Raw genomic sequence first — 20,426 nt, 5'->3', positions numbered from 1 at the left:
AGTTACATCCGGTCCGGCGCAACCACGCCGATCATTGTCAGGCCGTTGCGAAGCACCTGTGCTGCTGCCTCGTTGAGCACGAAGCGGCTCGAGTGCACGGCCTCGACCGGCGCATCACCCTGCGGGATTACGCGAGTCTGGTCGTACCAGCGGTTGTACGCGGCGGCGAGGTCCTCGAGGTAGCGGCTGACGCGGTGCGGCTCGCGCTCGACTGCGGCGACCTCGAGGATGCGCGGGAACTCGCGCAGTTGCCCGAGCAGGTTGTTCTCGGTGGGATGCGTGAGGGTCGCGGGGTCGAAGTTGTCCCCGTTGATGCCGGCTTCCGTGGCATTGCGATTCACGGCCCTGGTGCGGGCGTGCGCGTACTGCACGTAGTAGACCGGGTTGTCGTTCGAGCGGCTCACCAGCAGGTCGAGGTCAATGTCCATCGAGGTGTTCGTCGAGGAGCGCACGAGGGAGTAACGGGCGGCATCCACGCCAACGGCATCGACGAGGTCATCGAGGGTGACGATGTTCCCGGCGCGCTTCGACATCCGCACGGGTTCGCCGTCCTTGACAAGGTTCACCATCTGGCCGATCAGGATCTGCATGTTCACGCCGGGGGTATCGCCGAAGGACTCAGCCATGGCCATCATGCGGCCGATATAACCGTGGTGGTCGGCGCCGAGCATGTAGAGGCACTCATCGAAGCCGCGTTCGCGCTTGTTGAGGTAGTAGCCGATATCACCGGCGAAGTAGGTGGGTTCGCCGTTGGAGCGGACGATCACGCGGTCCTTATCGTCACCGAAGTCGGTGGTGCGTAGCCATACAGCGCCGTCTTCGTCGAAGATGCGGCCCAGGCCGCGCAGTTTCTGGATCGCCGCCTCAACCGAGCCGTCGGTGTGCACGGTGTCTTCGTGGAAGAACACATCGAAGTGCACCCGGAACTCTTCGAGCTTCTCGCGGATAGCCCCGAACATGAGCTCAACGCCGTGCTTGCGGAAAACTTCCTGCTTAGCGTCACGATCGCTTGCTGCCGCAAGCTCAGCCGCGTTTTCAGCCGCCACCTGATTGGCGATGTCGATAATGTACTGGCCCGCGTAGCCGTCCTCGGGAGTCGGCTCGCCGAGGTGTGCGGCGACAAGCGAGTTCGCGAAGCGGTCGATCTGGGCTCCATGGTCATTGAAGTAGTACTCGCGGGTCACTTCGGCGCCGGCGTTGGCGAGCACCCGGGCGAGCGAATCGCCGACCGCGGCCCAGCGCGCACCACCGAGGTGGATGGGCCCGGTTGGGTTTGCCGAGACGAACTCGAGGTTGATGTTGCGGCCGGTGAGCGCCTGGTTCGAACCGTAGGTCTCCCCCGCCGCTACAATTTCGCGCGCGAGTTCACCGGCTGCCGCCTCGTCGAGGGTGATGTTAATGAACCCGGGACCTGCAACATCGACCTTCTTCACCGAGGGGTCTTCCTCAAGGCCGCTCGCGATCTCCTGCGCAAGTTCGCGGGGGTTCGTGCCGACACGCTTCGCAAAGCGCATGGCTACGTTGGAGGCCCAGTCACCGTGATCTCGGTTCTTGGGTCGTTCAAGCTTGAGGTCGTCCTCAGAGAGGGTGATCTCTTGTCCACCTTCACGGCGGTCGAGTGCCGCGCGAATAGATGCGGCCAGAGCAGAGGTGAGAGTCGCGTCGTTCATCAGGGTCAATGGTAGGCCTTGCGGCACGTGCTTGCTCAATGGACCTCCGGAATGCTGCTAAGCTTTCGGAGTTGCCTCCGTAGCTCAGTGGATAGAGCGCCGGTTTCCGGTACCGTAGGTCGCAGGTTCGACTCCTGTCGGGGGCACGACTCGCAAGGCCCGAACTCCAGCCCGATTAAATATCGGCCCGGAGTTCGGGCCTTGTTTGCCGCGCACATCCGTGCATGGAAGTCGTAGGCCGCGTAAGTCTTCCGCATGAACTTGGCGTGCCGACCAGGTATAACCGAGGAAACCACGCCAAGCTTAGAAGCATGAAACGCACTGCATTGAAAAGTTTTGGCGCCCTCGCAGTCGTCGGCCTCGCGCTCGCCGGTTGCAGCACATCCTTGACCGTCGCTGCCGACGAAGTCGAGGCACAAGCCGCAGCGAGCCTCGAAGGCCAGCTCGGCTTCACCCCTGAAGTTGACTGCCCCGGAGACCTCGAAGGTGAGGTTGGCGCGGAGTTGACCTGCGACCTCTACGACCAGGATGGCGGCCGCTATGACGTCATCATGACCGTCACGAATGTTGACGGCACCAATGTGGAGTTCGACGTCAACGTCCCGGCCGGCCAGACCGGCGAGTAGCCACTCGGGCACACCACCCCATCACCTAAACACTGCGTCGGGCATCTTTACCGAGAGGATGCCCGACGCAGTGTTCTTAGTGCTGGGTTCTTAATGCTCGGCTCTCAGTGCTCAAGCCGTGGCATGCCGGTACCTAAACGGCCACAGCAGTACCCACGAAGCTCACCAGCGTGCTCCCAATCCAGCCAGCAGCAACGGTCACCAAAATGGCTAGCGAAATGCCGAATCCTATTGCCGACTTCACGCGACCCGCGTCTTGCTTCATGCCGATACTGCCCATGATCACACCAACCACAGCCAGTGCGATGACTAGCAGCGACAGGAAGATGTTGATGAGCCCCATCATCGGAGCGGAGACCACGAAGAACAACAGGATTGTTCTCAACCAGGACACAACGACGGCTACCGTGAGGGTGATGATCGCGACGACAAACGCGGGCGAACCGCCGGTGCTCGATGTAGAAGTCGTGTCGGCCTGCTGCGCCTCGGTGTAGCCGCCGTAGTTCGGATTATTCGCGTACGGGTTATCGGCGTACTGGGAGTTCTGCGCGGACTGATTTGGTTGCGGCTCGGAGTTCATAACCCGAGGCTAAAGGGCCGTAGGTGCTTCCGCCGCAGGGATCGCACTTTGGTTGTAGGCGCGAAGGTACTCCAGGAGCCCCCGCAGTAGCGTTTCCAGCTGTCCCGGGTCTGAACCGAGGGACTCGGGATGCCACTGCACCGCAAGCACCGGTGCGGTTTCATGCTCGATTGCTTCGACCGTGCCGTCGGGCGCAACCGCAGCGATCCGAAGATTCTGACCCAGCGCATCCACTGCCTGGTGATGCGAGGACTCAGTGTCGATCTCCGGCTGTTCCAGGATCTCGCGTAGCTTCGACCCCTCAATGAGCGACACCGGATGCTTCACGAACTCGTGTTCCTCTCGGCCCGTCTTTCGGTGTGCATCCGCCGTCTCGAGGTGCTGTATGAGAGTGCCGCCTAATGCAACGTTCATCAGCTGCAGGCCGCGGCAAATTCCGAAAACGGGCTTGCCATTGGCGACCGATTCGCGCACGAGTTCGGTGGTTCGTTCATCCGCCACGCGCAGGTGATTTCCCGACTCGGGATAGTCGACCCCGCGACCATAGAGTTCAGGGGTGACGTCTTCGCCACCCATGATGACCACCGCGTCTGCTCGGCTATAAGCTTCGCGAACCGCTTCCTCTGACACATCGCCGATGTAGAGCCGATTCGGCAACCAGCCCACCGTTCGAGCCACGGCAACAACCTGCTGCGTGAGCGTGTCGAGCACGTTCGTGAAGGTCTGGTCGGCACGCTCATTGGTGCCGTCAACGACCAGCAGGAAGGGAACTTGAGCACTCATAACATTCGTTATAGCAGGTCTTACGGGCTTCTAATAACTATCCGGTGCCCTTAACTATGCGCTGCAACTATGCGCTGGCCTTGTGCCGGGGCGAGTAGCCTGCTGCTGACGGTGATTGGCAATACGCAAGGGAGCTTCCATGAAGATCGCAGTGATCGGCGGCATGGGATTGCTCGGCAGCGCGGTCATCACGGCCGCGGCAGCAGCCGGTCATGAGACGGCGGCTCTGTCACGTCGTGCCGGTGTCGATATCACGGTATTCGAACAGGTCTTGCCCGCGCTCGAGGGTGTGGATGCGGTGATCGATGCTTCCTCGATCGCCACGGCCAAGGCTAAACAGGCAGTCATGTTCATCGCCCGCGGCACTCGAAACCTGCTCGCGGCAGAACGGGAACTCGGCATCCGTCACCACGTGGCGATTTCGATCATCGGTGCGGCGAAGACGAATGCGGGATACTACGCGGGCAAGGCGGCGCAGGAGAAAATCCTACGCCGCGAGCCCGGCGGTTGGACGGTGCTGCGTGCCACTCAGTTTCATGAATTCGGCAAACAGATCGCTGAGCGTTACGGCGTGGGAAATCTTCGATTTATCCCGACGATGCGTTCGCAGCCAGTTGCGGTGCACGAGGTCGCTGAGGAACTTGTCCGGTTGGCCGCAGCAGAGCCGATCGGATACGCGCAAGATCTCGGCGGGCCGGAGGAGATCACGGTGCCCGATATGGTCCGGCAATATTTCAGCGTGACGTATAGCTCGAATCGGGTATTGGAATTCCCACTACCGGGCCGCTTCGGCCGCAGCATGCGCGATGGCAGCCTGCTGCCCGGCCCGGGAGCGAGGCTCGGCACGCAGACCTATCGCGAGTGGCTCGCAATGCAGCGCTAGCTCGTACTCACACTGTGCGCTGCCCCGGCACGAGTTCGGGGTCAGCGTTGCATGTCACGGTGGGTTTCGATGACGTCGGTGAACCCCTGGGTCGTGGTGATTTTCTTGCGGACCCGTCCGGGCTGAGCACTCGCCCGCTCGAACTCATCGATGGCCTGCCAATCCTGATATGAGGTGGCCTCGGGGAATTCCAGGTCGCCAAGTCCCGCTGCTTTGACGCCTCGGTTGGATGCGTCGAGTACGTCCTCGAGGATGCGCTCGGCAAGCTCTCGCGCTTGGCTACGCTGGTCGGGTAGCGCACCGCGCGGCCCGGTACGAAGCCAGCCGGTGACGTAGAGCCCCGGCTCGATACGGCCGGTGGCGCGAGCATCCTCGCTGACCTCGATGAGCGACTGCTCGGGCGTGCCGAGGAAGCCAATCGCGGTGAGCAGGGAATCGGTCTCGAGTGTGTGTTCCGCACCGTCGTGTTCCACCACGAGCAGTTCCGCCCGGTCCGCCCCCTCCAGGCGCACGGGCGTGGTCTCGAACCACCAGTGCACCTCTACGCGTGCCTCGCCGGTCGCCTCGTGGTCGATGAGTTGTCGAACCACGGCCTCACGTGGATGCAGCTCCGGAGCGTCGGCAGCGTCTGCAGCGCCTGTCTCTGGCAGCTCTCCGGCGGTGTGTACGGTGTGGGCCACACCCTGCAGCTCGAGTAATTCCGCGACCATCACCGGGTCAAACTTCGAGTCTCGGGGAGCCGAGCGGCTGATGACATTGATCTCACGGACATCCTTCGCGAGTTCCTGGTGAACCTCGTCGATCACGTCCGACCCCTCGAAGTCAGTCTCTTCTTTAGCGAGCAGCCGCACGAGGTCGATGGCCACATTGCCCATCCCGATGACGCTCACGAATTCGCCGAGACTCTCGATGCCGTCACCTTCGAGCCCATCGCCTTCAAGTGGGTGCCCGTTCAGGAGCCGGGTGATCCGGCCTGCGCCGTAGACGCCGGGAAGATCAATCCCCGGAATATTGAGTCCAGCATCCGCATGCATCCCCGTGGCGACGACTACCGCGTCGGATCGCTCCCGAAGCTGTTCGAGAGTGCAGTCGTAGCCGACCCTCACTCCCCCGGCAAACCGAACGCCCTGCTTTTCGAAGAGCCGCGCGAACTGCCGCTCAACGCCCTTCGTGCCCTGATGATCCGGCGCGATACCGAAACGGACCAACCCGTAGGGCGTTGGCAGCTGGTCAAACATGGTGATCTCTAGGTTTGGCGCGGATTTGAGCAGCGCCTGAGCGAGATAGCAGCCGGCTGGGCCAGACCCGACCACGGCAACCGTAGAGGTCAGCTCTTTGAACGGATTCTCACGAGGCAATTTGTACTCCTTATATTGATGATACTGATTATTGCCCGTGTCGAGATTCTCGGCAACAGCCACGCCGATTGTTGTCGGCAGCTGTCGCCATACGGCAAGGCGCCCCACCAGTTGACTGGTGGGGCGCCGATTTATTGGTAAAGCTGAGAGAGAGCTAGTTATCCGTACCGCGCTCGAATTCACTGAACGCCTGGCTCAGGCGGTCGAGGAATTGGTCCACGTCGTGGGGGTCGTAGCCTTCACGAAAACGCGTGGGAGCGAATTGAACTGACTGCACGGTGTGGGCAGTCACGGGCTGGCGCTCAATGGACTCTCCGGATTCGTATTTCCGGAGGCTATCCACTACTCGGTCAAGGAAGTGGTCGACTTCCTGCTGGTCGTAACCTACCGAGTATTTTGTGGCACGGAACTTCTCCTTCAGCACTTCATCACTTCGCATTTCTGCCTCCGTAGATTTGGTGCGTCCAGTTCAGGACCGATGGCAATGTTACGCCAGACATGGCCGTTACTGGGTACCGAAACGGCCAATTCATTGGGATCGAGACGGGTATGAAATGTTGCTCGCCAGTGATGAGATGCAATGATCGAAGCATGATCCTCCGCCTGACCAAGGAAATCCTGCTTGACTCCCCCATTTCTCGACTCGGTGCCGCGTTCGCCACGGGCGTTGCGCTTGTCTATGGACTTCCACTGTCGACGGGCAAGGTCAAGCGGCATAATTCGTTGATCGTGCTGCGCGGGTTGCTGAATTGGGCGTTCAAGCGCGGTGGAGTCTGTGTGGGTCGGGTCTATCTCACGAACCAGAACGTGTCGGCGCGGGTGTTGAAGCATGAAGAGGTGCACGTCCGCCAGTGGCGACGCTACGGGATGCTCTTTCCGATTCTCTACGCATTTGCCGGTGCGAATCCCCTCAAGAACCGGTTTGAGATCGAAGCGGGTCTCGAGGATGGCGGCTATGTGCGTCGGGGCAGCAAAGTCGGTCGATAGGCGGTCACCATACCGGCGGGTGGCGGTGGGCCCAGTCGAGCACGCGCTCGATTTCGCGGCCGAAGCGCAGCAGTGTTGATTCGGCTCCGGGCCGGCCGATTGCCTGAACGCCCCAGGGCAGTGGGTCTGCCGCGACTGGCAAGGTGATTGCCGGTAGTCCCGCTACGTTAAGGTAGCTCGTATAGGGCGTGTACTGGCACTGTTGGATGAAGTTGTGGTTGCCATCGGTTTGGTCGTACCAGCCGATTGGTCGAAGTGACATCGCGAGCGATGGTGTGAGGACGATGTCGTACGGGTCGTAGTCCGCAATGATCTGCCGTTCGAAGGTGGATAGTGTGCGCAGTGCTTCGACGACGGTTCGGGCCGGGAGCTTTCGGCCTTCTTCGATGATCCAGCGGGTGAGCGGTTCGATGTGTTCGAGTGTCGCGTCGTCGAGGGGTATGGCGGATGCACCGCCCTGCCAGATCGCGCGAAAGGCACGTACGTAGTCGGGGAACGGTCGTGGCTCAATTTTTTCGACTTGGTGGCCGTGCTTTTCGGCCAGGTGGATGGTCTCTTCGAGTGCGCTGGCGGCACCGTCTTCGAGGGTTATCTCGTAGTCGGTGGCCCAGGGTGACCAGGTGTTCCAACCAATTTTGAGACGGCGTTGCGGCTCGTGGAGTGCGTCGAGGTAGGAAGTCTCGCTATTGGGTGCTGTCAGCGAGAATTGGTCACGGGGTCGGCCGTTCTCGCGGCGGGGAATCATCCCGTCGAGTAGGAGTGCGACGTCTTCGATGGACCGCGCGATTGGGCCTTCGACGCTGAGCCCGGCCAGTGCATCCACCCCGGAGCCGCCGGGTACGCGGCCTCGTGAAGGTTTGAGCCCCACGAGTGCGCATGCTGCTGCGGGGATGCGGATCGAACCGCCGCCGTCACTGCCCGGCGCGAAGGGCAATAGTCCTGCGGAGGTCGCGACAGCGGCGCCGCCTGAGGAACCGCCGGGGCCGCGGGTGAGGTCCCAGGGGTTGCGGGCGACTCCCCCGTCAAGGAGGTTCTCGGTGTAGCTAGGGAATCCGAATTCGGGGGTGTTGGTTTTGCCGAGTGAGATCCCGCCTGCCGCATCCATCGCTTGCGGAGTTACGGCGGATTCGGTTGGCACGTAACCAACCATTGCTCGTGATCCGTAGGTGGTGGGCACTCCGGCGCGATCGGTGAGGTCCTTGTCACCGTATGGCATGCCCCACAGTGGGGCCGCGGTGATGTCGCTGGCTGCTGGATCGCCTGCATCACGGTCAGCGTCGAGTTGCGCTGCGCGTTCTCTCGCGGTGTCTTCGGTGACCGTGATAAATGCGCGCAGATCGTCGTTTTTCGCGGCAATGCGATCGAGATAGTGGTTCACGAGGTCGAGGCTGCGGAGCTCCCCCGAAGCGAGCATGCGGCGTTGATCGACGGCCGAGAGATCGTGAAGTTCGCTCATGGCACTCACCCTAGTCTTCCGTTTCTGGCTTCCTAGATTTTGGGTCGGAATATTGGCCCCCGGTTGTTCCAGGACGCGTTCTCGTAGCCCGGGATCGGCACCGGTGGATGCGCCTTCCGATAGCCGAGGTCGAATCGCTTGCGGCCGCCGAGTCGTGGTTCTCGGAGTGGGTCGACGTTTGCGGGTGGAATGAACCACACGGTCCCGCCGCCTTTGCGTATCGCGTTCAGCGCAGCGTTCTTGGTGGCCGCGGGGTCGTGCACGATCCGGATTTCCCAGCCCGCGTGCACCCGCCGGTGACACGAGGAGCACAGCAGGATCCCGTTATCGAGATCGGTCGCCCCTCATGCGCATTCCAGTAGGCAATGTGATGGGCCTCGGTCATTCCGGGCGGCAGACCGCAGAATGCGCAGCCCCCGTCACGTTCGACGAGCGCCTGGCGCTGCTGTCGAGTAAATAGGCGCACTTCGCGTTCCATGTCGAGCACGATTGAGTCGTAGCTGAGCACGATTGGGATCACTCCGGCCCCCGCGGCGAGCATGCGAGCGGTGCCGACGTCGATGATTGTGCCGCCACAGTTTCCGTCGATCGTCGCGATCCGGGTATGCACTCGCGCGGGATAGCCGGTTTGCGCGGGGCTACTGGTGGTACAGGTGCTGGGCGGTTGTGGGCGGAACGCTGCGGCCGGGTCTGGCCTTGCGGGGCCAGTGTCGATTGGCCAACTGCTGGTTGGTCGGTGAGATGCCTGTCCGGTGGGTTCAGCAGCGGTCTCGGGAGCGACCTCGTCGGTGTCGCCTGTGGCCTTGATGTCGGACGTGGCCCCGGCATCGAGCGTCGCATCGGGTCCAGTCTCGGTATGCGCGCTCGGTGATGCGAAGCCGGCGAGGGCTTCGGGTAGGAGGAAGTCTTCCAACCCCATGCGCACGACCACGCTGGTCGACGGGCCGGGGAGTTTGGCGAGGTCGCAGCCGATGACGTGTTTCGCGAAATCCACGAACGCATCAGCTTGGATCTGTGCGATTGTCCTGGTTTCGACGGCGAACTGGTCTCGCCGGTAGGGGTCTTTGTCGAGGTCATAGCGGAAGCTCGCGTCGGGGAACGGGGTCTCTTCGCTGAGGTACTCCGGTGCGGGGTTCGTTCCTGATGCGGCCGCGGACTCCAAACCAACAGCATCGGCGGCGGCGGAGGCGGAGGCGGAGACAGAGGCATCAGCAGCGGCACTCGAAGCATCGCTGCCGGTTCCCGGTGCGTCGCTGGCTGCGGTGGTGCCGCTGGCAGGGGTTTCTTCTCCAGAAGCCGTCGCTGCAGTCTCCGCGGAGGCAGCGGACGCGGCGCCAGTGCCGACGCCGACGGTGGCGGCGGTGGCGGTGGCGGTGGCGGTGGCGGGCTGGTCGGGGCTGGCGGGGTCGGGGTTAGCGGGGTCGGGGTGGTTATGGCCCCGGCACGCACGCAACGTCCCCGTCACCACGGCTTCCAGCGCGTGACGAATATAGGCACCGTCAGCGGCGTCGAATTTCCCGTTGACGTGGAACATGCCCGTCTCCGACATGGTCCGGAAGGTCAATCCGCGCTGTTGGCGTTGTGCCTCCAGGGTTGGGGCAACCCCGTCCGGGTTCACATACCCCTCCAAGTGCGCGATCGCACTGCGAAACTCGGGTAACGGCAGGCCATCGCAGGCGATATCGACTAAGAGTTGTTCGCTCTCGTGGATCTCGTCCGGGTCCACCTTCGGGTTTTTGCGGAGTTTTTCGGTGGTGCGCACGATCTCGTGCGCGTGCGCAAACCCCAAGTCTCCGCCGCGGACGGCGTCGGCGACGATCTCGGCTTTCGCTGGCAGGCGTTCGCCGCTGAGGGAGCGCTCTCCGATGATGGCTTTTCCAACTTTGGTGAGTGCGTGCGCGTCTCGGCGCTCGATTTGGAGACAGTCCGCGATGAACTGGGGCGTGGAACGGTAGCCGTATTGGAAATCGAGTCGTTCGGACAGGAGCTCGTCTCGGCACCGGTGTGCGAGTTCTTGGGCGATCACGGCGAGCATCGCGGACAGTTGCCGGTTCACGGCCGAGGCAACATCGACAAGGTCGAAGAGCGTGTCCTGTGGGACGGTTTCGAGGTCGTCCTCGAGCACACCGTGCGAGAACGGGAAACTGCGCTCATACGCGTTCGTGAGGCGGGTGAACGACGCGATCAACCGGGCAAGGTCACCATCACTCGACATTCCCTCCGGCAGCGTGAAGCTCGCACCAGACGCGGAAGCGCCAGCACCGCCACCAGCACCAGCACCACCGGGGGCACTGGCGCTGTCGCCAGTCAGTGCGGTCGTGGCGTCGCCCAAATCATTGCCTGTGACCCCTGGGGATGTGCAATTGATAGCTGTCTCAGACTCCGCAGCACCTATGGCATTGATGTCATCCCATAGGGAAGTTCGGGAGAGCCCAGTGGCGCTCTCAGCAAACTCGGTACCGGCTGCACCCAACCTGCTCCAAGCATCCGACGCACTGGAGGAAGCACGATGATTATTAGAGTCGTCATCGTCGGCAAACGTGGTATCGATCACGGACATCGTGGATCACCTCCCGGAAGACTGGCTAGTGATTCCACCCTATCGAGATTCGAAAGAATAAACTAGTGATAAGTCACGCAATTATCGAATAGTAATTCGATTTTCGATTGGTGAGAATGAGTGTGGATGGCCGCGTACGGAGGTGACCTAAGGCTAAACGTCACCTACGACATTTCCGCGCCGAAAGTTACTTCGCAAGGGCACGACCGACGGGCATGGCCGGTAAGCATGGCCAGTAAGCAAGGCCGAAGGTTGCAACCAAAGGGCACGGCCGGTGAGCACGGCCAAAGGTTACAGCTGAAGGGCACCGCACCGCCGATGATTACCGCCCGACGAGTGCCCCGACATTACAACCGGTCGCTACCCGTCAACCCGCCAGTCCACCGGCTCCGCACCCTGCGCAACCAAGAGTTCATTCACGCGCGAGAACGGTTTCGAGCCGAAGAAACCCCGCGACGCAGATAGTGGTGATGGGTGCGCCGATTCGATCGCGGGCACCTCACCAAGGAACGCGCGAGCCTTCCGCGCGTCATTGCCCCAGAGAATCGCAACCAGCGGTCCCCCGCGCTCCGCCAACCCACGCAGTGCACACTCGGTGATCGCCTCCCACCCCTTGCCACGGTGCGAGGCCGCATTCCCGGGCTGCACGGTCAGTGCTCGGTTCAGCAGCAGGATGCCCTGCTCACTCCAGCGGGTCAGGTCGCCATGCGGCGCGGGCGGAATGCCGAGATCATCCTGGAGCTCACGATAAATATTCACCAACGAGCGCGGGATTGGTCGCACATCCTGGTTCACCGCGAACGAGAGCCCGATCGCGTGACCCGGGGTCGGATATGGGTCCTGGCCGACCACGATCACTCGCACCGCGTCAAAGGGCTGCGAGAAGGCGCGCAACACGTTCTCGCCAGCCGGCAGATATCCGCGACCCGCCGAGTTCTCAGCCCGCAAGAATTCGCCCATCCTCGCGAGGTCCCCTTCGACCGGCGCGAGCACTCGAGCCCACCCCGCGTCCATCCGGTTCGATTCCACCAGCTCTGTCAGCGTCACGTTCTCACTATTCCCTTCGAGGCGTCAGCCAATTGCTCAAACCAGCGAATTCCTCAGACCGACCAATTGCTCCAACCAGCCATCAGCCAACTGCAGCAAATTCCTCAGTCCAACAAATTGCTTAACCCAGCCAATTGTGCGGACAACCCGATTACTCCAACCGGCCACCTGCTCAGTCCAACCAATTGCGTAGACCAGCGAACTGCGCAGAGCAGCCAATTGCTCAGGCACACCAAGTCCCACTACATCGTCAGCTACTGACCCGGCTCGGTCTCGCCAGCGTCACCAGCCTCATCCGCATGCTCAGCCGAGGCGGCACGCGAGGAGCTCACGGTGACTCCCCCTGCATCCCCAACAACATGCCAGAGCGAGCCGGTGCCGATGAGTTCAATCCCCGCTTCAGAAATTTCGAGGGCGGTAGCTTCGTCCAGCGCGAGGATGCGGTCGACGATGCCGGCTTCACAGCAGGCGACGGCGAGCCCCACGAGTCCGCGTTGGGCCGCATTCGAGAGGATCGTGAGGTCAACAAGCCCAAGCCCCTGCTCGGCGCGAACCTCGCCCGAAATTACGCTGCTCCCGGCCACGTCCGGGGCCACGCGCACGCCACCAATTTCGGTGCCGCCAAGAATTGCAACTTCGGAGGCCACGACGGCCCCACCACCGATTCCAAAGAACGGCACCTGTTCGTGCACCAACCGGCGAACATCTGGCACGCGGGTCTCCAGCGCCGACAGGATGGACAGCGGCTGGCCATCCGCGACGACGATGCCATCGGCGGTGAGTAGCTCCCCACCGTCGAATCCCTGCGTGACGGAGCCCTTCGCATCCACTGAGGCCGCCACGGGCACCAGCTCGACCCCGAGACCATCAAATAGCGTCGAAATCTCGGCAAGCGAAGCCTTGGGCTGAGCCACCGCGGCCACCACCGCAACTTTCGCGGGTAATTGCGAGGCACGCGCGTTTACGTGTGCGACAAATGTTTCGGCGAACGGGCGCAGTGCCTCGGTCTCGCCGCCTCCGGCCAGCAGAATACTCACCCGGCTATCGTGCCACGGATGGGCGACCCGGATGCGTCGACACGTTACGCAAAGAGTTGGTCGTTAGCGTGCAACCAGGCAAGATAGCCAGCGTGCGACTTTCGCGGCAAATCATCGGTGCCTTCAATGCCGCACAGCAATGTCGCCGCCAATCAACGAGGAGAATCGATGACCGAGCGTTTTGAAACCCTGCAGGTGCACGCGGGTGCCCAGACTGACCCCACGACCAATTCGGTAGTCACGCCGATATACAACACCACCGCATACGAGTTCAATTCGGCCGAGCACGCGGCCAACCTGTTCGCGCTCACCGAGTCGGGCAATATCTATACCCGCATCATGAACCCCACCACTGACGTGCTCGAAAAGCGCGTCGCGGCTCTCGAAGGCGGTACCGCGGCCCTCGCAGTCTCCTCAGGTCAGGCTGCAGCGACCCTCGCGATCCTCAACATTGCCGGTTCAGGTGACCACATTGTTGTCTCGTCTTCCATTTACGGCGGCACGTTCAACCTCTTCAAGTACACCCTCGGTCGCCAGGGCATTGAAGTCACGTTCATTCGCGACCAGTCGAATGCCGAAGAGTGGCGTGCGGCGGTCAAGCCAAACACGAAGCTCTTCTTTGCCGAGTCGATCGGTAACCCCTCGATCAATGTGCTCGACATTGAGCTCGTTTCGGATGTCGCCCACGAGGCTGGCCTGCCGCTGATCGTCGACAACACGGTCGCGACCCCGTACCTCACCCGCCCCTTTGAACACGGTGCCGACATCGTTGTGCACTCGGCGACGAAGTACCTCGGCGGCCACGGTTCCGTCGTTGCCGGTGTCGTTGTCGACGGCGGCAAGTTCGAGTGGAGCAAGCACGCCGACCGCTTCCCCGGGCTCACGGAGCCCGACGTCACCTATAACGGCCTCAGCTACACCGGTGCGCTCGGCGACAGCATCGCCTACATCCTGAAGATGCGCGTCCAGCTCCTGCGCGACCTGGGCACCACCGTTGCCCCGCAGACCGCATGGCAGATCATCCAGGGCATCGAGACCCTCAGCCTGCGCATGGAACGTCACGTGCAGAACGCCCAGGCCATTGCGGAGTGGCTCGAAGCACACCCCTCGGTCGTTTCGGTCAACTACCCCGGCTTGGAGTCGAGCCACAACCACGAGCTTGCGAAGAAGTACTCCCCCAAGGGTGCCTCGGCGCTCCTCACCTTCGAGCTCGCCGGCGGTCTCGAGGTCGGCAAGCGAGTCGTGGAGGGCGTCAACCTCTTCAAGCACGTGGTGAACATCGGCGACGTCCGCTCGATTATTACGCACCCGGCATCGACCACGCACGCGCAGCTGAGCCCCGAAGCTCAGCTGGATGCTGGCGTGACTCCGGGCCTGATTCGTCTCTCGGTGGGCATCGAACATGTCGATGACCTCATTGCGGACCTTGAGCAGGCAATCGGACAGGTCTCCAACTAGGCTGTTCGAATGCAGTGGAGTGACTCACTTTTCCGAGAGGGCAACCCTTACGGTTCGCAATTACCCGGATCAAGACGTGGTTCCTCCACCATCCGCCCTCCAGCCACGGGTGCGTGGTTGGAGGGCGATGACCCGGGTCGCCGACAGTTCCTGTCTGTCGGCGACTTCGAGTTTGAGCACGGCGGCACGATCCCGCTTCGTATCGCCTACGAGACTTGGGGCGAACTCAATTCGGACCGCTCCAACGCCGTCCTGATTCTGCACGCCCTCACCGGCGACTCGCACGTGGAAGGCCCGGCGGGTCCCGCACATCCCACCGCCGGTTGGTGGCCCGGGATCATCGGTACTGACCTCGCCCTCGATCCGGCCGAGTATTTCGTGATCGCGGCGAATATGCTCGGCGGCTGCCAGGGCACCACGGGCCCGGCCTCCATCGCCCCCGATGGCCGCGAGTATGGCGCCCGCTTCCCTCGCACGACAATCCGCGATCAGGTCCGCGCTCAGGCCGCGCTGATCGACGGGCTTGGCATTTCGCGCTTGGCCGCCGTGATCGGCGGCTCGGTGGGTGGGATGCAGGCCCTCGAGTGGGGCTGCATGTACGGCGACCGGATCGACAACCTCGTGGTGCTTTCGGCGCCGCCGGTGATCGACGCTATGACCATTGCGCAGAACACCTTGCAGGCGGATGCGATTCGTCTCGATCCGCTCTGGGCCGACGGCGACTACTATGATGCGCCCGCCGGGGAAGGACCGAACCGCGGCCTCGCACTCGCACGACGGATGGCGATGCTGCAGTACCGTTCGGATACCGAGCTCGACAATCGTTTCGGCCGCTCTTGGCAATCTGCCTTGGCGCCCGAGCACGGGCACGGACGGTATGCGGTGGAGTCCTACCTCGACTTCCACGGCAATCGGTTCACTCGGCGCTTCGACGCAAATAGCTATGTGACCCTCACCACCGCGATGAACACCCACGATGTGGGGCGCAATCGTGGCGGAGTCGAGGCAGCACTTGCGAAGGTGCAAACCAAGACCCTGGTGGTTGGTATTGACTCCGACACGCTCTTCCGGGTCGACACTCAGCACCGGATTGCGGCGGGACTGCCGAATTCGGTGACCGGTGACAACGCCTACGTCATCGAATCACCATTCGGTCACGACGGCTTCTTGCTGGAGCTGCCGGAAGTCAGCGCCGCCCTGCGACGGGTGCTCGAGGCGTAAAGTTCCTGCCAGCGCCACCGGTTAGGCTTCGACGACCGCCCTGGACTTCCGCCCACCCGCAGGCCACATCCGCCCGATTGACGCCACCAGCAGCCCCAAGACGAGCAGGTTCCGCAAAAGTAGCGTGAACGCCGCCCAGGGAATTGCCGCGGTCACCCAGCCGTAGTACCAGGGGTAAATAATCTGGGTCAGTCCCGCGACGATCAGCGCAATGAGCGCAATCCAACGGAACCACCGCCCATCCCAGAGCAGTCCAATAATCACCACCGGCGCGAGCCAGACAAAGAACTGCGGCGAACCGACCTTATTCACCAAGATAAAGGTGGTCACAAGCGCCATCGTGAGCGACGGAAACAGCCGCGCAAGTCGGCTCCCCGCCCACTTCACCATCACCGCGTACACGAGCAGCGCCGCCATCACGATGAACATCAGCGGGGTCAGGACATCCGAGATCAGCAGCGTCCCGGGTCCACTGATCTGAGTGGTGAGAATCTCGCGATTGAAGCCAACGAAATAGCCCTGTGCCCCGAAGGCCTTCATCATCAGCAGGATGCTCGCGGCAAAGGATTCAACCTGCAGCCCGCGTCCGGTCTGGCCCGTGATGAAGCTCGCAAGATTTTCGATGGACCAGCCCGGGACGAACAGCATGATCGGGAGCAGCACTACCCCGCAGGCAATCACCGCTCCGATCACTAGTCGCCAACGACGCCGGAACACGACGAACGCGGCCGCAAAGGGTGCCGCTGGCCAAATCTTCAGCCAAGCCCCGAAGGTCATCGCAAACCCCGCACCCATGGTGCGTTGGCGGATCGTCAGCAGTGCGAGGATCACGATCGGCACCGTGATCGAGTCGATTCGACCCAATCCGATGGGACCAATCGCGAACATAAACGCGACCCAGAACCAGGCCGCGGCTCGGCGCATCCACGCCCCGACGGCGTGCCTATTTCGCCCGGTGAGCCACCACAGTGCAACCAGATTGAGCACCAGCACGATGATGATCCACGCCGCCGTGTAATGCTCGTGCCCGCCCACAAGGTCGGTCAACCACATTGGCAGCAACGCCGCTACCGGGTAGACAAAGGGCTCGTGGATGCCCGGAATCGAACCGGATTCAATCGCCCCATCGAGCCACCCGCGGTAGACGCTCGTGACATCATTAAAAGGGACGGATGCGTGCCAGGACCCCACCCAGCCGTACAGCAGGTGCACGAGGGCCATCGCACCCCAGATCAGCGCAATCTCGAAATTGACGCCAAACCATTTCGGACGCGCGAGGGAGAATCGGCGCCGCGATACCTCCGCGCTCACAGTACCGAAACCGGCGGCGCCAGCAGCGCCGAGACCGGCTGTGCCAGCAGGGCCGCGATCACGGCAGGAATTGCTTGGGCAACCTCGAGCGCAAGCACCGGCGCGCCCACGGGAATCCCGACCATGCCGTTGGCGAGTTCGCCGGTGGATGCAAGGATCTCGCGCAGTTGCGGGGGCACTCCGGCATTGCGCTGCGAGGCGACCCATCCCGCTCGCCCGTGCAGCCACGCGGCACAGGCAGCGTCCAGAGCAAGGTTCGCGCCCTCTTCGCGCGCGTGTCGTGCCGCGAGGAGCGCGCCGAGCAGTCCAGCGAGGACATCGCCGGTGCCGGCCGTAGCCATCCAGGAGTTCGGGGCTGTGACGCGGTAGCGCGCGGTCACCTGCCGTTCCGAATCCACGCTCACGATGTGGCTGACGTGACCCTTGAGCAGCACCGTGCAGCCGATCGCGGTCGCCGCAAGCTCGGCGGCACGCCCGGGGGTGGCTTCCACGTCGGCGCGTGAGAGATCCGCGATGTCCAGCCGATTCAGCAGCGTCGACAGCTCTCCGGCATGCGGCGTGATCACGGTGTCGCGGCTGCCTGGCTCGACGAAAGTGAGCGCTCCCGCATCCACCACCGTCGGATAGGCCACGGCAGCTCGCTTTCGCGTCTTCGGCATGAGTTCTTGCCGTTCATCCTCGCGGATATCCGGGATGCCCGAGCCGATCACCAAGGCATTGCAACGGCCGAGTCCCCGCACCACCTCCGGTCGCGCGGCGAGCACAGCCCGGGCAACCTTCTCGGGGCCGGTGTAGCGAAGCATCCCTGCCCCGGCATGCCCCGCTGCCTGTGCGCTGAGCACGGCAGCCCCGGGATAGGTCTGCGAGCCGGTAGCCAAAAGGACCACGCCGCGCGTGTATTTATTGTCCTCCGGGCCGGGGGCCAGAATCGCGCCGTGGAGATCCTCGGCGGTGATGTCGTGCCACTGCGGATCGGATGCAGTCGGCTCGGATTCGTGCGGCTCGGCCATTGCAGACTCGGTCACTCCAGACATACGCGCCAGCCTATCGCCGCGCGGTCGCGTCGCGAACTTCGCCGACGAGTTCTTCGATGACGTCTTCCAGGAACAGCACGCCCAGTGTCGAACCGTCCTTGTCGATCACCCGTGCCAGGTGGCGACCGGTGCGGCGCATCGAGGCGAGGGCGTCCTCCAGTTCTGTGCCGACATACATCGAGCTCAGCGGCCGGAAGTCCCCTTCTGGAATCGGCTCGTCATAGTGCTCATCATCGTGACCGATGAGGTCTTTGAGGTGCACATAGCCCACGGGCACGCCATCCTGCGCGATGACATAGCGCGAGAAGCCCTTTTCAGCGACGGCGCGCTGCACATCATGCGGCGTCGCGCCCTCTTCGAGGAGGTAAATCCGCTCGATGGGAACCGCGACTTCACCGACCTTCTTCGTGGTGAATTCGAACGTGTTCGAGAGCGTGCCGGCTTCGTCGGTGAGGACACCTTCGCGCTTGGATTGCTCGACGATCCCCGCGACCTCGTCGAAGGTGTAGGTGCTCGTTGCTTCGCTCTTGGGCGTCACCCCGAAGGCTCGCAGGGTGAGGTTTGCGACCTCGTTCAAGAACCAAATAATCGGTTTGAAGATGCGCGCCACGAATACGAGCGGAGGCGCAAGAATCAACACTGCGCGATCGGGCACCGAGAACGCGATATTCTTCGGCACCATCTCGCCGAGCACCACGTGCAAATAGGTCACCAAGATCAGCGTGATGGCAAAGCCCACGATGCTCACCCATTCGGCGCTCATTCCGGTCCATTCAAGTGGCCCGGTGAGCAGGTGGTGGATCGCGGGTTCCGAAACGTTCAGGATGATCAGCGAGCACACCGTAATCCCCAGCTGCGAAGTCGCGAGCATCAAGGTGGCGTGTTCCATCGCATACAGCGAGGTTTGTGCTGCCTTGGAACCGCGCTCGGCACGCGGTTCGATGGAGCTGCGGCGCGCGGTGATCACAGCAAATTCGGCGGCGACGAAGAAGGCATTCAACACAAGCAGTACGAAGAGCCAAACGATTCCCATGAAGTCCTCGCTCACGAGCGGCCTCCCTTCTCGTCGGCTTCGCGTTCTCGACGGATGCGTTCCTCACGCGTTTCGTAGGTATCGTTCGGGACAAATCCGATGCGGCTGATGCGTCGACCGTCCATTTCTTCCACGGTCAGCGTGCCCTCGTCCATCCCGATCTGTTCACCGAGCGAAGGCACGCGAGCAAGCTGGTGCATCATGAAGCCAGCGACCGTCTCATAGGGTCCATCTTCGTCAATGTGAATATTGAGTCGCTCACGCAGTTCATCCGGCCGTAACAGACCGTCGAAACTGATTCGATCGCGACTGCGAATGATGTCGACGTGCGCCCGATCGTGTTCGTCAACGAGATCACCCACGATCTCTTCCACGAGGTCTTCGAGGGTGACGATTCCGGCCGTCCCGCCGTATTCATCGAGGACGATTGCGAGTTGGTAGCCCTCGCCGCGCACTTCACCGAGCAGCGCATCCAGCGCGATCGTTTCCGGAACAAAGACCGCGTCGGTCTTAATCGCCCCCACGGGGACGGATGCGCGCCGTTCCCTCGGTACCGCAACGGCGTACTTCAGGTGCGCGATTCCGGTGACGTCGTCAATGTCCTCGCCGATTACCGGGAAGCGCGAGTAGCCGGTCACGTGCGCGAGTTCGATGAGCTCGGCTACGGATGCATCGGCACCGATCACGGTCACGCGCGGTCGCGGGGTCATCACCTCGTCAGCGGTGTGTTCGCTGAAGCGCAGGGTGCGGTTCAGGAGCACGGCCTTATCGGTGTCCAGCACACCAACCAGCGCGCTGCGGCGGACAAGGCTCGAGAGCTCCTCCGCGGTGCGGGCGCCCGAAAGTTCCTCTTTGGGCTCAATGCCCATGCGGCGGATGAGCCAGTTTGCGGAGCCGTTCAGCCCGGTAATCGCGGGGCGGAAGACCGCGGTGAAGGCGTTCTGTGCGGGCACCACAATTTTCGCGAGGGTATCGGGAAGCGCCAGCGCAAAGTTCTTCGGGATGAGCTCCCCCACGACCATCGAGAGGAAGGTCGCGACAACCATTGCGATCACCGTGCCGACGCCGCTGACCCAGTCTTCGCCGATACCAATCGCGAGCAGCCAGTCGCCCAGCAGATTCGAGATGGCCGGTTCCATCGTGTACCCGGTCAGCAGTGTGGTCAGCGTAATCCCGAGCTGCGCGCTCGAGAGGTGGGTGGAGGTTTCTTTGAGAGCGCTGATGACGGGGCCAAGACGCTTCTCGCCCTTGGCCTTTCGCGCTTCTAGTTCGTGACGGTCAAGGTTGACGAGTGTGAACTCGGTGGCCACAAAGATGCCGGTTCCCACACACAGTAGAAAACCAACGGCCAGCAGTATCCAGTCCATAGTTAGCGAAAAGTC

19 protein-coding genes and 1 tRNA gene are annotated in these 20,426 nt (G+C 62.4%); 6 read left to right on the top strand and 14 right to left on the bottom strand.

The window, feature by feature from the left end; translation table 11 throughout:
• Positions 1–2 precede the first annotated feature (2 nt).
• Positions 3–1,670 carry an arginine--tRNA ligase gene (gene argS, locus F8O05_RS06720; protein ID WP_158051982.1) on the bottom strand — a complete coding sequence of 556 codons (1,668 nt, stop codon included), beginning with the start codon at positions 1,668–1,670 and terminating at the stop codon, positions 3–5.
• 73 nt (positions 1,671–1,743) lie between these two features.
• Here argS and F8O05_RS06715 point away from each other — a divergent pair.
• Positions 1,744–1,816, top strand: a tRNA-Arg gene (locus tag F8O05_RS06715).
• A 165-nt stretch (positions 1,817–1,981) separates the two neighbouring features.
• Positions 1,982–2,296, top strand: coding sequence for a DUF4333 domain-containing protein (locus F8O05_RS06710; RefSeq protein ID WP_158051981.1), 315 nt, complete (start codon positions 1,982–1,984; stop codon positions 2,294–2,296).
• Between the two features lie 133 nt (positions 2,297–2,429).
• Here F8O05_RS06710 and F8O05_RS06705 read toward each other — a convergent pair whose 3' ends face one another.
• The gene (locus F8O05_RS06705; protein WP_158051980.1) at positions 2,430–2,876 is read right to left on the bottom strand and encodes a hypothetical protein; all 447 of its coding nucleotides are present in this window, start codon (positions 2,874–2,876) and stop codon (positions 2,430–2,432) included.
• Positions 2,877–2,885: 9 nt separating this feature from the next.
• Positions 2,886–3,659 carry a gamma-glutamyl-gamma-aminobutyrate hydrolase family protein gene (locus F8O05_RS06700; RefSeq protein WP_158051979.1) on the bottom strand — a complete coding sequence of 258 codons (774 nt, stop codon included), beginning with the start codon at positions 3,657–3,659 and terminating at the stop codon, positions 2,886–2,888.
• Between the two features lie 139 nt (positions 3,660–3,798).
• Between F8O05_RS06700 and F8O05_RS06695 the strand changes: the two genes are divergently transcribed.
• The gene (locus tag F8O05_RS06695; RefSeq protein WP_158051978.1) at positions 3,799–4,542 is read left to right on the top strand and encodes an SDR family oxidoreductase; all 744 of its coding nucleotides are present in this window, start codon (positions 3,799–3,801) and stop codon (positions 4,540–4,542) included.
• Between the two features lie 41 nt (positions 4,543–4,583).
• Here the strand turns inward: F8O05_RS06695 and F8O05_RS06690 are convergent, their stop codons facing one another.
• A complete protein-coding gene (locus tag F8O05_RS06690) occupies positions 4,584–5,900 on the bottom strand; it encodes an FAD-dependent oxidoreductase (protein WP_158051977.1) in 1,317 nt (438 codons plus the stop codon).
• Between the two features lie 154 nt (positions 5,901–6,054).
• Complete coding sequence (locus tag F8O05_RS06685) at positions 6,055–6,339, bottom strand: DivIVA domain-containing protein (RefSeq protein WP_158052097.1); 285 nt, start codon at positions 6,337–6,339, stop codon at positions 6,055–6,057.
• Between the two features lie 152 nt (positions 6,340–6,491).
• Here F8O05_RS06685 and F8O05_RS06680 point away from each other — a divergent pair, with 152 nt between their 5' ends.
• Positions 6,492–6,887: a Fe-S oxidoreductase gene (locus F8O05_RS06680; protein ID WP_225735783.1), complete on the top strand. Its 396-nt coding sequence runs from the start codon at positions 6,492–6,494 to the stop codon at positions 6,885–6,887.
• A 4-nt stretch (positions 6,888–6,891) separates the two neighbouring features.
• On the opposite strand, the gene F8O05_RS06675 is transcribed toward F8O05_RS06680, so the two are convergent.
• The 5 genes from F8O05_RS06675 to F8O05_RS06655 form a co-directional block, all read right to left on the bottom strand.
• Positions 6,892–8,343, bottom strand: a complete 1,452-nt coding sequence (locus F8O05_RS06675; RefSeq protein ID WP_158051976.1) for an amidase — start codon at positions 8,341–8,343, stop codon at positions 6,892–6,894.
• Positions 8,344–8,375: 32 nt separating this feature from the next.
• On the bottom strand, positions 8,376–8,660 hold the full coding sequence (locus F8O05_RS14965; RefSeq protein WP_318655811.1) for a hypothetical protein: 285 nt from the start codon (positions 8,658–8,660) through the stop codon (positions 8,376–8,378).
• Positions 8,570–10,675, bottom strand: a complete 2,106-nt coding sequence (locus F8O05_RS14960; RefSeq protein ID WP_225735782.1) for an HNH endonuclease signature motif containing protein — start codon at positions 10,673–10,675, stop codon at positions 8,570–8,572. The genes F8O05_RS14965 and F8O05_RS14960 overlap by 91 nt, the downstream gene beginning before the upstream one ends.
• Before the next feature lie 588 nt (positions 10,676–11,263).
• Positions 11,264–11,917, bottom strand: coding sequence for a uracil-DNA glycosylase (locus F8O05_RS06660; RefSeq protein ID WP_158052095.1), 654 nt, complete (start codon positions 11,915–11,917; stop codon positions 11,264–11,266).
• Between the two features lie 287 nt (positions 11,918–12,204).
• Positions 12,205–12,987 carry a type 1 glutamine amidotransferase family protein gene (locus F8O05_RS06655; protein ID WP_158051975.1) on the bottom strand — a complete coding sequence of 261 codons (783 nt, stop codon included), beginning with the start codon at positions 12,985–12,987 and terminating at the stop codon, positions 12,205–12,207.
• 126 nt (positions 12,988–13,113) lie between these two features.
• Here F8O05_RS06655 and F8O05_RS06650 point away from each other — a divergent pair, with 126 nt between their 5' ends.
• Positions 13,114–14,445 (top strand): bifunctional o-acetylhomoserine/o-acetylserine sulfhydrylase, encoded by a 1,332-nt coding sequence (locus F8O05_RS06650; protein WP_158051974.1) that lies wholly within the window; start codon positions 13,114–13,116, stop codon positions 14,443–14,445.
• Positions 14,446–14,454: 9 nt separating this feature from the next.
• Complete coding sequence (gene metX, locus F8O05_RS06645) at positions 14,455–15,666, top strand: homoserine O-acetyltransferase MetX (RefSeq protein ID WP_158051973.1); 1,212 nt, start codon at positions 14,455–14,457, stop codon at positions 15,664–15,666.
• A gap of 21 nt (positions 15,667–15,687) precedes the next feature.
• On the opposite strand, the gene F8O05_RS06640 is transcribed toward metX, so the two are convergent.
• The 4 genes from F8O05_RS06640 to F8O05_RS06625 are packed head-to-tail and all read right to left on the bottom strand — an operon-like array spanning position 15,688 to position 20,411.
• The gene (locus F8O05_RS06640) at positions 15,688–16,977 is read right to left on the bottom strand and encodes a glycosyltransferase 87 family protein (RefSeq protein ID WP_192497068.1); all 1,290 of its coding nucleotides are present in this window, start codon (positions 16,975–16,977) and stop codon (positions 15,688–15,690) included.
• Positions 16,974–18,011, bottom strand: coding sequence for an ADP-dependent NAD(P)H-hydrate dehydratase (locus F8O05_RS06635; RefSeq protein WP_158051971.1), 1,038 nt, complete (start codon positions 18,009–18,011; stop codon positions 16,974–16,976). The genes F8O05_RS06640 and F8O05_RS06635 overlap by 4 nt, the downstream gene beginning before the upstream one ends.
• Positions 18,012–18,021: 10 nt before the next feature.
• Positions 18,022–19,059, bottom strand: a complete 1,038-nt coding sequence (locus tag F8O05_RS06630) for a hemolysin family protein (protein WP_192497067.1) — start codon at positions 19,057–19,059, stop codon at positions 18,022–18,024.
• On the bottom strand, positions 19,056–20,411 hold the full coding sequence (locus F8O05_RS06625) for a hemolysin family protein (RefSeq protein WP_158051970.1): 1,356 nt from the start codon (positions 20,409–20,411) through the stop codon (positions 19,056–19,058). The genes F8O05_RS06630 and F8O05_RS06625 overlap by 4 nt, the downstream gene beginning before the upstream one ends.
• Positions 20,412–20,426: the final 15 nt, after the last annotated feature.

The sequence above is a fragment of the Gulosibacter chungangensis genome (assembly GCF_008831155.1).
Classification (GTDB): domain Bacteria; phylum Actinomycetota; class Actinomycetes; order Actinomycetales; family Microbacteriaceae; genus Gulosibacter; species Gulosibacter chungangensis.
This window is presented reverse-complemented; position numbering and strand designations above follow the sequence as displayed.